The organism is Sulfitobacter sp. HI0040, assembly GCF_001634885.1.
Taxonomy (GTDB): Bacteria; Pseudomonadota; Alphaproteobacteria; order Rhodobacterales; family Rhodobacteraceae; genus Sulfitobacter.
In genome coordinates, this window is record NZ_LWEX01000470.1 from 1 (window position 1) to 423 (window position 423).

Genomic DNA, 423 nt, shown 5'->3' on the forward strand with positions numbered 1-423 from the left:
ATGCCGACAGCCGGACGGTCAAGAACAAGGCCGTCTACGTCGCCCTCGGCGTCACCCACGATGGGAGCCGTGAGGTTCTGGGCCTGTGGATCGCCGAGAACGAAGGTGCCAAATTCTGGCTCTCGGTGATGAACGAACTGAAGAACCGGGGGCTGCAGGACATCCTGATCACCGTCGTGGACGGTCTCAAGGGTTTTCCGGAGGCGATCACCGCCGCCTTCCCGGAGGCCATGGTTCAGACCTGCATCGTGCATCTGGTGCGCCATTCTCTGAACTTTTGTTCCTGGAAGGACCGCAAGATCGTGGCGGCCGACTTGCGCCGGATTTACAGCGCCCCGAGCACCGAGATGGCCGAAGCTGAGCTCGATGCCTTCGAGGAGAAATGGGCCGGGAAATACGCCTCCATCGCTCCGGCCTGGCGCA

1 protein-coding gene is annotated in these 423 nt (G+C 61.9%); it reads left to right on the top strand.

Features of this window, described 5'->3' with window-relative positions; all coding sequences use genetic code 11:
- Positions 1 to 423, top strand: a 423-nt coding sequence (locus A3728_RS19110; RefSeq protein WP_201722350.1) for an IS256 family transposase, incomplete at both ends; no start/stop codon positions are given.